The 13,706-nt window shown below is 73.1% G+C and carries 9 protein-coding genes; 5 read left to right on the top strand and 4 right to left on the bottom strand.

Going from position 1 to position 13,706, the window contains the following annotated elements; genetic code table 11:
- Window positions 1-99: 99 nt before the first annotated feature.
- The 3 genes from Q8791_RS00795 to Q8791_RS00785 form a co-directional block, all read right to left on the bottom strand.
- Window positions 100-756: a hypothetical protein gene (locus tag Q8791_RS00795; RefSeq protein ID WP_330089587.1), complete on the bottom strand. Its 657-nt coding sequence runs from the start codon at window positions 754-756 to the stop codon at window positions 100-102.
- Window positions 757-1,049: 293 nt separating this feature from the next.
- Window positions 1,050-2,810 (bottom strand): substrate-binding domain-containing protein, encoded by a 1,761-nt coding sequence (locus Q8791_RS00790; protein WP_330089586.1) that lies wholly within the window; start codon window positions 2,808-2,810, stop codon window positions 1,050-1,052.
- A gap of 390 nt (window positions 2,811-3,200) precedes the next feature.
- Window positions 3,201-4,943 (bottom strand): substrate-binding domain-containing protein, encoded by a 1,743-nt coding sequence (locus Q8791_RS00785; RefSeq protein ID WP_407941936.1) that lies wholly within the window; start codon window positions 4,941-4,943, stop codon window positions 3,201-3,203.
- 460 nt (window positions 4,944-5,403) lie between these two features.
- Here Q8791_RS00785 and Q8791_RS00780 point away from each other — a divergent pair, with 460 nt between their 5' ends.
- The 5 genes from Q8791_RS00780 to Q8791_RS00760 all read left to right on the top strand — a co-directional run bounded on the left by Q8791_RS00780 (window position 5,404) and on the right by Q8791_RS00760 (window position 11,172).
- Window positions 5,404-5,967 (top strand): hypothetical protein, encoded by a 564-nt coding sequence (locus Q8791_RS00780; RefSeq protein ID WP_330089584.1) that lies wholly within the window; start codon window positions 5,404-5,406, stop codon window positions 5,965-5,967.
- A gap of 101 nt (window positions 5,968-6,068) precedes the next feature.
- Entirely contained in the window at window positions 6,069-6,890 is an 822-nt protein-coding gene (locus Q8791_RS00775; protein WP_330089583.1) for a TrmH family RNA methyltransferase, read from the top strand.
- Window positions 6,891-7,061: 171 nt separating this feature from the next.
- Window positions 7,062-7,991 carry a 2-hydroxyacid dehydrogenase gene (locus tag Q8791_RS00770; RefSeq protein WP_330089582.1) on the top strand — a complete coding sequence of 310 codons (930 nt, stop codon included), beginning with the start codon at window positions 7,062-7,064 and terminating at the stop codon, window positions 7,989-7,991.
- A gap of 158 nt (window positions 7,992-8,149) precedes the next feature.
- Complete coding sequence (locus Q8791_RS00765) at window positions 8,150-9,820, top strand: bifunctional 3'-5' exonuclease/DNA polymerase (RefSeq protein ID WP_330089581.1); 1,671 nt, start codon at window positions 8,150-8,152, stop codon at window positions 9,818-9,820.
- Between the two features lie 173 nt (window positions 9,821-9,993).
- On the top strand, window positions 9,994-11,172 hold the full coding sequence (locus Q8791_RS00760) for a C40 family peptidase (protein WP_330089580.1): 1,179 nt from the start codon (window positions 9,994-9,996) through the stop codon (window positions 11,170-11,172).
- A gap of 425 nt (window positions 11,173-11,597) precedes the next feature.
- Here the strand turns inward: Q8791_RS00760 and Q8791_RS00755 are convergent, their stop codons facing one another.
- Entirely contained in the window at window positions 11,598-13,400 is a 1,803-nt protein-coding gene (locus Q8791_RS00755; RefSeq protein ID WP_330089788.1) for a gamma-glutamyltransferase family protein, read from the bottom strand.
- Window positions 13,401-13,706: the final 306 nt, after the last annotated feature.

The following is a 13,706-nucleotide window of genomic DNA, read 5'->3' as shown; positions in this document are numbered from 1 at the left end:
GGGCGACAGACTAAGGGGTGGCGGGGCGGCGCTCGACCAGTGGTACCCGGTTCCCCGTGCTCACGGGAGCGTGGATCACGGGACGGTCGCATTACGTGTTCAAGGGGTCGCCGAGGGTTGTGGTGCGGGGTCGGTGTGGGGGCTCCGCGACAGGAGACCGGGGACCGTGTCCCCGCCCGCGCCGGAGGGTTCCGTCCCCGCCGATAACAGGAACGCGGTGTCCAGCCGGCCCGGCCCCTTCGCGGACGAACCCGGGACCTGGTCGTGGCCGAAGTGTCCGCCCCTGGCCCACGCGCGGGCCGCCTCCTCCGGCTTGGGGCCGTCGCCCCCGGGCGGCCCGGCGGGCCACGCCCGGCGCACCCCCCAGGATTCCAGCCATGCGAGGAGCGGACCCAGGCCGTGCATCGGGCCGTCCGTGAACGGGGTCTCCCGGAAGGCCACCACCGACACGACCAGGCACACACGGCCCTCGTGCCCGTGGTCGAGGTGCTGTTCGTACAGGTCGGTGCTGCCCAGTTCCAGACGGCAGCGCCGGGTCGCGGCCAGGGTCTGGACGGTCCCACCGGTCAGGGGATTCCACACCAGGTGCGTCGCGCGGCCCTCGCCCACGAGCCGCCGCGCCTCCTCCTGGGCGGACCACGATCCGGGGTCGGAGCCCGTCACCGTCCACACGGCGCGCGGCGCGCCCGCGCCGGGGGGTGTTCGGGTGGTCCCGCCGTCGAGTCTCTCGGCACCGGGCATCCACGCCTTCGCCATGGCACTCCCAATCGGGTCGTCGTGTGGCCGGGCCCGACGCTGCGGGGGAGGCCCGGGGCCCGGCTCCCCCGACCGCGGGGCACGCCCCCTCCGCGAGGGGCCGGGCGCCCGGGCGGCGGTTCCCGGCCCTTCCCTGGGTACGCCACCGCGGGTGAGAAGTCCATATCCCCTTCTCCGTAGGACAGGGTCTTGTCACCCCCAGTCACGCCTCGGCGCCGTGACACGACGGGCGGCCCGGACGCGGTTCCCGACCACGTCCGGGCCGCTCCGCGGTCCCGCCGGAGCGGGCGCCGTCACCCGGTGCCGGGATCGTCCTCGGTGAGCCGCAACGAGAACGCCTGGAGGAAGATGTCACCGATCTCGGTGGGGTCCTCCGTCATGTAGGCGGCGCCGCCCGTGGCCGCGGCGATCTCCTGGAGCGGCTCCAGGTTCTGTACGTCCGGCCCGAACGCGATCGTGATGATCGGGATGGGCCGGGAGGGGCTCGCCATGTCGTCGATCTGCGTCATCAGCTCGTCCAGTTCCATCCCGCCGGGGTTGTCGTTGTCCCCGTCGGTGAGCATCAGGATGACGTTGGTCCGGTCGGGCCGGTAGGTGCGCGACATCTCCTGGTAGGCGGCCAGGTAGGTCTCGTACAGTGCGGTGTCGCCCTGCGGGCGGGGCTGGAGCCCGGCCAGCGCCCCGGCGATGACGTCGCGGTGCTCGGTCCCGTCGTCCCCCGCGGCCTGGAGTTCGCGGACGGGCGCCAGCTCCTGGTAGTGCAGGTTGTTGTTGACGTTGGTGGAGAACTCCCACAGGCCCAGCTCCGAGGTGGGCGTGAACATCTGGAGGCCCTCCGTGGCGGCGGCGCCCGTCACCTGCATGCGCGTCATCCCGGTGCCGGGCACCTCGGCGAGCATCGATCCGGAGACGTCCACGATCGAGAGCACCCGGGAGTCCATCTTGAGCTGGTTCCAGGACCGTGTCAGATCGGTGACGGCCCCGTCCGAGGGGGTGGGCAGCTCCGAGGGGGCGTCCTCCGCGAAGCCGACGTCGCCGGTGAGGACGGAGGCGTCCACCTGGTCGTCGGGGCCGCGGAACCCCTGCCCGAGGATGTGGGGGAGCGCCTCGTCCGAGCGCACCGCCTCCCTGAACACCTCTGCGGCGCGGGTGATGTCGCTGTCCTCGCTGCGCACCACGTACGGGTAGTCGAGGTAGTAGGTGCCGCCCTCAAGGTAGTTGGCGCGGGCGGAGGCGTCCGCGTGCGCCGCGTTGTAGCGCCACACGGCCTGTTCGGACATCACCATCGCGGGAGGGGAGTCGGCCTGGCCGCCGCTGAGCGCGAGGAACGCGGCGTCCTCGTCGGAGGACGCACCCTGGTGGAACGCCTGGAGGGCGGCCGTCATGTGGGCGTTGAAGGTGTCGGCGTCGGGGCTCGACTCCTCCAGCGCGGCCTGTAGCAGGGACAGGGTGCCCAGCCCGGTGGAGCTGCGCGCGGGGTCGACGACGCGCACACTGCGCTCGGACTCCTCACCGGGGGCGGAGGTGGGGATGACGTCCGCCCAGGCGAGGCCCGCCTCCCCGTCGGCGAACTCGGCGAGTTCGGCGAGGACCAGCGGTGAGCGGGCCACGGAGGTGCCGGTCTCGGTGATGACGGCGTCCCCGGCCTGGCTCTGGACCAGGCGCGGCCACACGGAGGAGTCGGGGATCCACACGTCGGACTCGGTGTCGCCCATGGTCGCGCCCGAACCGGTGATCTGGTAGGCGACGTTGGCGGAGTCGACCTGGCGCACCGCGGCGTGCACGCAGCGCCCGTCCACCTTGCTCTCCCCGGCGTTGAAGTCGGAGGCGACCTGGTCGATGGCGGGTGCGAGTTCGGGGCTGACGGCCACGTCGAGCGCGATGTCGGAGCCGCCGCAGCCGTCGGAACCGCCGAACATGTACACGCCCGCCGCGGCGAGGCCGAGCACGATCACGAGGGCGGCGGCCAGGGCCACGAAGGCTCCGCCCCGGCCGCGCCGGCGCCTGGCCCGGCGGGAGGGCTCTTCTGCGTATCTTCCGCGGTGACGTCCCACAGCTTTCCTCACGGGGTGATGTACGACGGGGTCGCCGTACAGGGGGGAGACATGCCGGTTCGGGGGCGACCGGCCCGGGACGGGCCGTGCGTACCGGTCCACATCGGAGTGAACCGGCCACCGGTGTGTTACTGGTGGGAACGGTACTCAACCGACCAGCCGTAGTGAATGCCGACCGGGCGGGTGGCGTACCGGTGGCCCCGGGGTGCACGCGAGGTGAACCTGAGCTCAGCGCCGGTTACCTCGGGATATTCGGTTCGTTTTCTCACGGGCCGGGAAATCTGAAGCGGTCGGACCGTAACCTGATTCCGATATCCGATCGAGACCATCCGTCGCCGTCGACGGCCGTTCCCGGTGGTGGAGGGCACCGGAACCGACCGGGGCGCCGCCTCAGTTGTCGCAGTTCGGAACGCACAGCCTGCGGGAGATCGAGCTGAGGAAGATGTCGCCGATCTCGTCCGGGTCGTCGGTCACGAACGCGGAACCGCTGGTGGCGGCGGCGACCTGCCTCAGTTCCGCCTCCTCCGCCTGGGAGCCGAAGGCGATGATGAACATGCTGACCGGCCGCTGGGGGTCGAACCGGTCCTGCAGCGCCGCCACCAGTTCCGCGTGCGAGATGTCGCTGGATCCCTCGTCCTGGCCGGCGGTCAGCAGGATGACGCTGTTGATCTTGTCCTCGTGGTAGCCGTCCTGGACCTCGTTGTAGGCGGCGAGGATGTTGTCGTACAGGCGGGAGCCGCCGCCGCGCACCTCGACCCCCTCGGCCACGGTGGTGAGTTCCTGGCGGCGGGTCGTGTCCCCGTCACCGTCCGAGGTGCCCAGCTGGTGCATGTCGGCCGACTCCTCGCGGCCCTCCTCGCCGTACCCGTCCGACATCAGCCACAGGCCCATGTCGGTCTCGTCGGGGAACAGCGACAGGCCCAGCAGGGCGGCCTGGAGGGCGGCCTCCATCCTGGTCGGCCCGTTCGCGCCGTCGAGGTCGTCCGCCATGTTGGCCGAGACGTCGGCGAGCACCAGCGTGCGACTGGGCATCGACAGCCGGTTCCAGTCGGTGACCGAGGCCAGCAGGGCGTCGCCGGTCAGGTCGTCGTGGGTGGCGGGCTCCTGCGGGATCAGGCCGGGGCGGTCGGCCAGGCCCGGCGACGCGCTCCCGTCGGGGTCGCGGAACCCCAGCTCGCGCAGGCGTGAGCGGTAGGCCTCGTCGCCCAGCACCTCGTACAGGTCCGCCGCCGCGGACCACAGCGCCGTGTCGTCGGTGGTGGTGACGTAGGGGTAGTCGAGGCTGACGGTGCCCTCGGCTGGGTAGTGGGCGTCCAACGGGGGCGCGGACTCCGCGCGGTCCAGGTTGTAGGACACCACGGCCTGTTCCGGGACGACGATCACCGGGTCCACGCGCTGTCCGGAGGCCGCCGAGCCCGTGTGGAAGGTGCCGAGGTCGATCTCGCCGAACGCGCTGTCCATCTGCACGTCGCGCACGAAGTCGGTCATGGCGGTGTCGGCGTCGTCGCCGGTGCCCAGGTGGCGGCGCACGGCGTGCATGACCGTCATGCCGTCGGCGCCGCGGTTGGGGTCGACCATGACCAGAGGGCGCTCCGGGTCCCGGGCGCCGGGCAGGACCGTGGTCCAGCTGGTGTCGTCGGGTGCGGGCATGCCGTCGGTCCGCTCGGGGGCGGCCAGGACCACGGGCGAGGACGCGAGGGACGGCGGGTCGGTCCCGATGCCGTGTGTTCCGCCCGCCGAGACCCGGGCCAGCTCGACCCAGGCCGACGACTCGGGCACCCACACGTGGGGGGCGATGGTGGAGTCGCCCGGCTGCCCGCCGGACAGCGCGGTCATGATGCGGTGCGGTGCGATCTCGTCGACCTGCGCGTAGACGCACGCGCCGCCGTAGCCGGGACGGTCGGCGTTGAACTCGGTGGCGGCCTCGCGCAGCACCGGGGCGATGCTCTGGGTCGCGGACACGCGCAGGTAGCGGACGTCGCCGCAGCCCAGTGAGTTCAGGGCGACCGGGACCGCGATCGCGGCGACCGCGATGAGGGCGACGACGATCGCGGTGACTCCCAGCGGGGACCGGAACACACTGCGGGTGGTCCGGCCTGCCGGGGAGGGATGACGGTGGCGTCCACTGGACACGGGCACTCCGGGGGGTGGCGGTGTCCGGCTTCCGACCGGTGGCCGCCCGGAAGCCGGGTGGGTGCGAGGGGAGGCCGCAGGGGGTGGCGTCCCGCACCCGCGGTAGGGGAAGGGGCGAACCATCACGCGCCGGCCGGCGTCCCACAGGGTGGGGTACGAACGACCGCGCCCTGGGGCGCGAACGATTCCTCAGGTGGACCTTACTCGTTGGTAACGGTGGAGCGGAAGGGGCGGACCGTACACGCGGGGCGCCCCGGAGCCACCGGATCGGGGTGATCGCTTTGTTACGGTGCTCTCGGAGGAGTGATCCGCACCGACCGCTAAGCTTGGGCCCCGCCCCTGGCGTCCACCCCGACTCACACTCCCCAGTGGACGACTTGTGACCAACCGACCCCCGAGGGTTTTTGGTATGTCCCCATCGCATCGTGACCACCGGAACCGAGGCACACTCGGTACCGCCATGCTCGCCGGCGCCTGCTGCGTCGGCGCGATCACCTATGGGGTGGTCGTCGGTCCGTCGATGCTGCCACCGCAGGACGTCCAGGCCACCACCGCGATGACCCCCGACGCGGGCCCGATCGCCCCGGAGCCGGAGCAGGTGGCCGAACTGGGGCCGATCGGCTTCCTCCAGATCCAGGTCAGCGACCGCGACCGTGCCTGGGTGCAGACGCTGCGCTGCACCGGCGACGTCGAGGAGGACCCCGTCACCTGCGCCGACCTGGGCCTGGCCTCCTCGGAGTTCCAGCGGGAGACCGAGGGCGCGCAGGGCACCGAGGAAGTGCCCGAGCAGGCTGCGGCCGGGGTCGACGTCGAACCCACCACCGCCGCGGACCCGGGCGGGGAACAGCTGTTCACCGAGGTCGGCGAGGGCACCGTCTGCACCGACAAGGTGTACGGCCAGGAGGAGGCCACCGTCGTCGGCACCTGGGAGGGCCAGGAGGTCGAGACGACGCTCACCCGCAAGGGCTCCTGCGAGGAGGCGCGCTGGCAGCGCCTGCGCGCACTCACCGACCAGATCGGCTGATCGGACGGCCCGTCGGCGGGCGGAGCCCGCGGCCCCGCCCGACCGGGACGCGCTCCCGGCCCCGGCGTCCGTGCACTCCGGGCAGGAGATAATCGTGTCCCATGGACGCCATCAAGGTCAGTGACCCCGAGGACCCGCGCCTGGCCGACTACACCCGTCTGCGGGACGTGAACCTGCGCCGCCACCTGGAGGCCGAGCACGGCCTCTTCATGGCCGAGGGCGACAAGGTCATCCGCCGGGCGGCCGCGGCCGGGTTCCGCCCCCGCAGCTTCCTGCTCACCGAACGCCGGGCCGAGGCCCTCGACGACGTGGTCACCGGTTCCGACGCGCCCCTGTACGTCGTCTCCGAGGACACCGCGGAGCGGCTCGTCGGTTTCGACCTGCACCGGGGTGCGCTGGCGGCCTTCCACCGCCGGGCCCTGCCCGCGCTCGACGAGGTCCTGCGGGGGGCCCGCAGCATCGTCGTCCTGGAGGACCTGGTCGACCACACCAACGTCGGCGCCATCTTCCGCAGCGCCGCGGGCCTGGGCGTGGACGCCGTCGTTCTCGCGCCCCGCTGCGCCGATCCCCTGTACCGGCGGTCGGTCAAGGTGTCCATGGGCGCGGTCTTCACCCTGCCCCACACCCGTATGGACGACTGGCACGGCGGGCTGGACACCCTGCGCTCGGCCGGGTTCCACCTCATGGCGCTCACGCCGGGGGAGGGGTCGGTGCCGATCGGCGACGCCATGGCCGCCCTGGCCCCCACGGACCGGGTCGGCCTGCTGCTGGGCACCGAGGGCGACGGGCTGTCCGCGCGCTGGCTGGAGCGGGCCACGGCGCGGGTGCACATCCCGATGGCCGAGCGCGATGTCGACTCCCTCAACGTCACCGCGGCCGCGGCCATCGCCTGCTACGAGCTGGCGCGCGTCGCACGCCCCTGACCGGTACGCCGTGCGCGCCGTCCCCCGGGGCGCACCGGGGAGGCCGCCGCCCCGCCCCCACGGCCCGCGGAAGGTCCGGAACGAACGTGTGATTCGTCCCACCATCGGACTGCGGCGCGCGCGGGACACTAGGGTGGCCGTGACACGGACCGAGGGAAGGGATGCGGCGACATGGGTGGCAGAGCACTGGTGCAGTGGGAGCAGAACAGGGCGAGCGCCCCGGACTCCCTGACGGTGGACCTCTACGCCGGGGGAGCCGCTCCCGAGGGCGGACTCGAGGACGTCGCCTTCTACCAGGTGCCGTACATCCCCTCCTCCCAGGGCGTCGACGAGCGTCTCGACGTGATCGCGCGGATGCCCTCGCTGGAGGTCGTCCAGCTCCTCTCCGCGGGCTATGAGCACGTCCTGCCCCTGGTCCCCGACCACGTGACCCTGTGCAACGGCCGCGGGCTGCACGACGCCAGCACCGCCGAGCACACCCTCGCGCTGATCCTCGCCGCCCAGCGCGACCTCCCCCGGTGGGCGCTCGCCCAGAGGGACCACCGCTGGGAGGCCGTCCCGCTGCGCTCCCTGGCCGACTCGCGCGTGATGATCATCGGCTACGGCAGCATCGGCAAGGCCATCGAGCGGCGCCTGCTCCCCTTCGAGACCGAGGTCGTCCGCGTGGCCAGCCGGGCCCGCCCCGACGAGGACGTGCACGGCGTCGACGAGCTGCACGACCTGCTGCCCGGTGTCGACATCGTCGTGATGGTCACCCCGCTCACCGAGGCCACCCGCGGCCTCTTCGGCCCCCGCGAGTTCGCCCTGCTGCGCGACGACGCGCTCGTGGTCAACGTGGGGAGGGGAGCGGTCCTGGACACCCGGGCCCTGTTGGCGGAGAACGGCCGGGTGCGCGCCGCCCTCGACGTCACCGACCCCGAGCCGGTGCCCGTGGACCACCCCCTCTGGGACGCGCCGGGTGTGTTCTTCACCCCGCACATCGCGGGCGGAGCCGCCGCCTTCTACCCGCGCGCCCGCGCCTTCATGGACACCCAGCTGGCCCGCTGGGCCTCGGGGCAGCCCCTGGCCAACGTCGTCCAGACCGGGGACACCTCCCGCTAGCGCGACCTCCCGAGCCCGCCGGACGCCGGCGGCCCTCCGCGGGGACCGCGGGCCCTCCCGCCGGAGCGGCACCGGGCCGTTCCGGCGGTCGCGGGACGACACGGGTCCGTTCCGGCACGGAACGACCGAATGTCGGTGGTCGCGGACAGAATGGGGCCATGCGGATCGCGGTGGTCGCCGACGGCGAGGGCGGCGGCTGGCTCCAGGAACTGGACGACGCCCCCGGCCCGGTCCGACGTGTGGCCGACCTCGCCTCCGCCGTCCGCGCGGCCGAGCACGCCGGCCCCGAGCCGCCCCGGTGGGTGTGGTCGTCCGGCGAGGACATCTACCCCGACCTGGTCAGGGCGGGCACCCGGGTCTCCCGCTGCCACGACGCGGCCCTGGTCGAGGCGCTCCTCCTCGGCCACCAGGTCCGCCACGGGGAGGCCCACTCCCTCGGTGCGGCCTGGGCCAGGCTGCACGGACTGCCCGTCCCCGCCGATCCGATCCGCCCGCTCGGTGAGGGAACCGCGGCGCAGCCCGCGCTCTTCGAGGCCGACCGCTCCACCCTGCCCCCCGGCACCGACCGCCTCGCCGCCCTGGTCGAGGTGCACGGCGACCAGCTGCGCCGCATCGCCGACCTGCCCCAACCGGGACGGATGCGCCTGCTGGCGGCCGTGGAGTCCGCGGGAGGGCTCGCCGCCACCGAGATGAGCCACGACGGCCTGCCCTGGCGGCCCGGCGTCCACGACGAGATCCTCACCGAGATCCTCGGGCCGCGCCCCGCGCCCGGGCGGCGCCCGCCCGTGCTGGCCGACCTCGCCGCCCGCATCGGCGACGCCGTCGGCCGCGAGGTCAACCCCGACTCGCCTGCCCAGGTCCTCAGGGCGATGGCGTGGATCGGCCACCCCGTGGAGTCCACCCGGTCCTGGGTCCTGGAGAAGGTCGACCACCCCGCCGTGCCACTGCTGCTGCGCTACAAGGAACTCGCCCGCCTGCACTCGGCCAACGGCTGGGCCTGGCTGGAGACCTGGGTCGGCGAACGCAGCGGCCCCGGCGGCGAGCGGCTCGGCCGCTTCCGCCCCGACTACGTGGTCGGCGGCGTCGTGTCCGGCCGCTGGGCCTCACGCGGCGGCGGAGCCCTCCAGATCCCCAAATCGGTCCGCGGCGCGGTCCGGTCCGACCCCGGCTGGGTGCTGGTCCGCGCCGACGCCGGACAACTCGAACCGCGCGTGCTCGCCGCGGTGTCCGGAGACGACGCCCTCGCCGCTGCCGCCGCGGAGGAGGACCTGTACGCCCGCCTGGCCGCGCACGTGGGCGGTGACCGCGAACGCGCCAAGATCGGCATGCTCTCCGCCATGTACGGGCAGACCTCGGGTGACGCCGCCCCCCTCCTGGCCACCATGCGCCGCCTCTACCCCCGCGCCCTGGACTACGTCGACTCCGCCGCGCGCACGGGAGAGGGCGGCGGCATCGTGCGCTCGTGGCTGGGGCGGACCTCCCCCGCGCCGGACGACTGGGCCGCCGCCGTCTCGGGGCCCGGCGGCGACCGCAGACGGCGCGCCCACGGCCGCTTCACCCGCAACTTCGTCGTCCAGGCCACCGCCGCCGAGTGGGCGCTCGTCCTGCTCGCCGCGCTGCGGCGGCGTCTTCCGGAGGTGCCCGAGGGAGGCGGGATCGTCTTCTTCGTCCATGACGAGGTCGTCCTGCACGTGCCCGCCGAAATGGCGGACGAGACGGTGCGAGCGATAGCCGAGGCGGAGACGCAGACCCGCACGACGCTCTTCGGGGACACCCCCGTACGCTTCCCCCTGGCGACGGTCGTCACCGACAACTACGCGCATCTGTAGAACGGCCGTGCGCCCGCGACGTGGGCGTCCGGTACCAAACGGCGTGGGCTTCTTGCAAACTCGCCGTGGTACGCCCATTCTTGGACGCGATACGTATCGCCAAGGACAGACAGCCCGTGCGCCTCAGGGGTACCCCACACCCCGGGTGGTTCACAGAAAGGTGAGATCTCCCCGTGCGGAGCCGTTTCAGAACGTGTGCGGGTACCACGGTCGCGTTCGCGGTCGCCTTCAGCGCCCTCGGGGCCGCCCCCGCCTGGGCGGATCCGGTGGTCGAGGACCGTCCCCCCGTCAGCGAGCAGTTCTCACCCGACGCCCCCAGCGGCGCAGATCCCCGTCATGGCCGGGAGTCCACCTCCCGGCCCCCCGACGTCTCCGACGTCTCCGATCTCAGACGCGACGCCTACGTGGCCCCCTTCCGTGAGGCGCGCAGCATCGAGTACTTCGCCGTCGCCCCGCGCGAGCTGCCGCGCTCGGTCGTCGACGCCGTCCGCGACATCGAGGGCGTCGAGAGCGTCCTGACCGTCGACGCCGCCCGCGTCGAGATCGAGGGCGAGCCGACCTCCGTGCTCGGTGTCAGCCCGTCCAGCTTCCGCAACCACGCCCCCGAGCCGTCCGCCGAGTCCGACGAGATCTGGCAGGGCGTCGCCGAGGGCCACATCGCCCTGTCCAGGGACGTCGGCACCGACCGCGAACTGGAGGTCGGCAGCGAGGTCACCGTGGCGGGCGGTCGCGGAGAGATCCCCCTGGAGGTGTGGACGCACGCCACCTCCGGCATCGCCGGCATCGACGCGCTGGTCTCCCGTGAGCGCGCCGCCGAACTCGGTATGCCCCGGGGCAACGCCCTGGTGGTCTCGGCGCCCGACGCCGACCTGTGGGACCTGCACGACGCCCTGGGGGAGGCCCTCGGGGAGGAGGGCGCGTCCCTCCAGCTGGTCACGGACGCCCCCGAACCCCTCGTCGACGGCGACGCCGTGCCCGCCACGGTCATCGAGGAGGTCATCGCGAACGCCGAGACCCAGCTCGGCGTCCCCTACGTCTGGGGCGGTACCACCCCCGGAGTCGGTTTCGACTGCTCGGGCCTGCTCCAGTGGGCGTTCCACGAGGCGGGTGTGGCCATCCCCCGGGTCACACACGACCAGTGGAACGCGGGGGAGCGGGTGGAGTACGAGGACCTCCAACGCGGCGACCTGCTGTTCTGGCGCTCCGACCCCACGGCTCCGGACTACATCTCGCACGTCGCCATCTACCTCGGCGACGGCATGATGCTGGAGGCGCCGCGGACCGGCCTGGACGTGCGCGTCACCCAGGTGCGGACCCAGAACTACGCGGGCGCGGTGCGCGTCAACGCATGACCTCGGGATTTCCCCGTCCGGAATTCGTTCGGGCGGGGATTTCCTTGTGCGCGAGGAAAATTCGGCACGGTGAAAAAACAGGAGTGGGCCGTGATGTCACCGCGCCGGCGGCACCACGGCCCACTCTTTTCTCCTTGTCCGAAAAACCCAGCCGGGAGGGGAAGGCAGGCCTCGGTTAGGAGGGGGAACAGGGCCGTCGCTGAGGGAGGGGGAGACAGCGCACGAACCCTGTATTCGATGGTTTCGAGTTGCGACGGAGAGCACTCCAGGAGTTCCCGGGGGTCCGTTGCACAGGTCTACATAAGCAGTGACCGGGCGATTTGGCAAGAGGCGAGATCAAGCCGAGCAAGCGCTCTCAATCCGTGTCCAACAGCCATCCCGCCCAGGGCCACCCCTTTTTCCGTTCCACTGTGTCTTCTTCCAGGTCAGCGGCCGGCCGCGTACCCCTGCGCGCCGCGGGCGTCGGCGGCGGCCCGCAGTTCGCCGGCCTCGGGGTCGCGGGCCACGGCCGCCAGCCGCCCCAGCGACCACGGCTGGGCGACCTGCACGCGGTGCCCGCGCCCGATCAGGTCGGCGACGGTCTCCTCGCCGACACCGGGCTCCACGACCAGGTCGCCGGGTACCGTCTCGCGCGGGTGGAACGAGCTCGGGAACGCGTTGGTGTGGAACATGGGTGTGTCCAGGGCCTCCTGGAGGTCGTCCACCCCGTTGAGGACGCGCAGCAGCGCGGTGAACGTCCACTGGTCCTGCTGGTCGCCGCCCGGGGTGCCGATCGCCAGCACGGCCTGCCCGTCCTCGCGGGTGACCAGGGTCGGTGAGAGCGTGGTGCGGGGGCGCTTGCGGGGGGCGAGGGCGTTGGGCGAGGCGGGGTCGAGCCAGAACATCTGTGCCCTGCTGCCGAGCGGGAAACCCAGGGCGGGGATGACCGGTGAGCTGCTGAGCCACCCGCCGCTGGGGGTGGCCGAGACCATGTTGCCGCGGGAGTCCACGACGTCCACGTGGCAGGTGTCGCCGCGCAGGTTCGCGGGGTTGGAGACGGCCGCGTCGCGCACCGTCGGCTCACCCGTGGTGCGGTCGCCGGGCGTGAGGCCGGGCACGTGGACGGGCGGCTCGAAGGGGGAGCGGGCGCCGATGCGGCCGGGCCGCTGCTCCAGGCTGGCGCGGGCGTCGTCGACCAGGGCGGCGCGCCCGGCGGCGTAGTCGGAGCCGAGCAGGTCCTTGAGGGGGACGTCGGTGAAGTCCGGGTCGCCGTACCAGGCCTCGCGGTCGGCGAAGGCGAGTTTGGCGGACTCGGTCACGCGGTGGACGAAGTCGGCGGTGATCCCGTCGCGGACGTCGTGGCCGGTCCCCATGGCCTCCGCCAGGCGGAACTGCTGGAGCATGACCGGCCCCTGGCCCCACGGCCCGGTCTTGTGCACGGTGTGGGAGCCGTAGGCGACGCCGACCGTGTCCTCGTAGGAGGCGCTCCAGTCCGCCATGTCCTGGGCGGTGAGCAGGGCGCGCTGGGGTTCGCCCGCGCCGTTGGGGACGGGGGAGGACAGGAAGTCCCCGACGGCCTCGGCGACGAACCCCTGCGACCAGGCTCTCCGCGCCGCCTCGATCTGCTCCTCGCGGTCGCTCCCGGCGCTCTCGGCCTCGGCGACGATCCGGCGGTAGGTGGCCGCCAGCACGGGGTTGCGCAGCCGGGTCCCGGGGGCGGGCGCCGTCCCGTGGGGGAGGTAGACGGCGGCCGACCCCGCCCAGTGGCGGGAGAAGACGGGTTCGAGGGCGGTGACGGCGGCGGCGATCCGGTCCAGGACGGGGTAGCCGCGCTCGGCCAGTCCGATGGCGTGGTCGAGGACGTCGCGGACGGTCATCGTGCCGTGGTCGCGCAGGAGCTGCATCCAGGCGTCGAAGGAACCGGGCACGGTGGCGGCGAGGACGCCGCTGCCCGGGATGCGGTCCATGCCCCCGTACGCGTCGATGGTCGCGGCGGCGGGAGCCACGCCCTGCCCGCACAGCACTCGGGGAGCGGCCCCCGCGGCCTGGAAGATGATGGGGACCTCGCCGCCGGGGCCGTTGAGGTGGGGTTCGACGATCTGGAGGGTGAAGCCCGCCGCGACGGCGGCGTCGAAGGCGTTGCCCCCGCGTTCGAGCAGGGACATGCCGGTGGCGCTGGCCAGCCAGTGGGTGGAGGCGACCATGCCGAAATCGCCGCGGAGCTGGGGACGTGTGGTGAAACCGGGCATCTGAGCGGGCCCTTCCTCGGGGGTGGGGATGGCGGTCGCCATCGGTGTCCGGTGCCGGGGTGCCACGGAGGGGGCAGTGACGGGGCGGTCGGCCGTGGCGCCCGCCCGCGGACAACGAGGTGACGGTACATCATGGGTTGTTCCCGTTTGGGGACTCCGTGGGGGTTTTGTCCAGCAGTCGGAGTTCCCGCCGCACAGCCGTCCACAGACGGAACCCGGGGCTGGTGCGCCGCACCGACCCCGGGTTGACTGGATACAGGGGGACCCCCGGTCCCGCCCGCCTCATGCTGCGCGGTGGCCGTCCCG

Origin of the sequence: Nocardiopsis codii (assembly GCF_036327455.1) — a bacterium.
Classification (GTDB): domain Bacteria; phylum Actinomycetota; class Actinomycetes; order Streptosporangiales; family Streptosporangiaceae; genus Nocardiopsis; species Nocardiopsis codii.
Note: the sequence above shows the minus strand (reverse complement) of the source record. Positions and strands in the feature narration are given on the sequence as shown.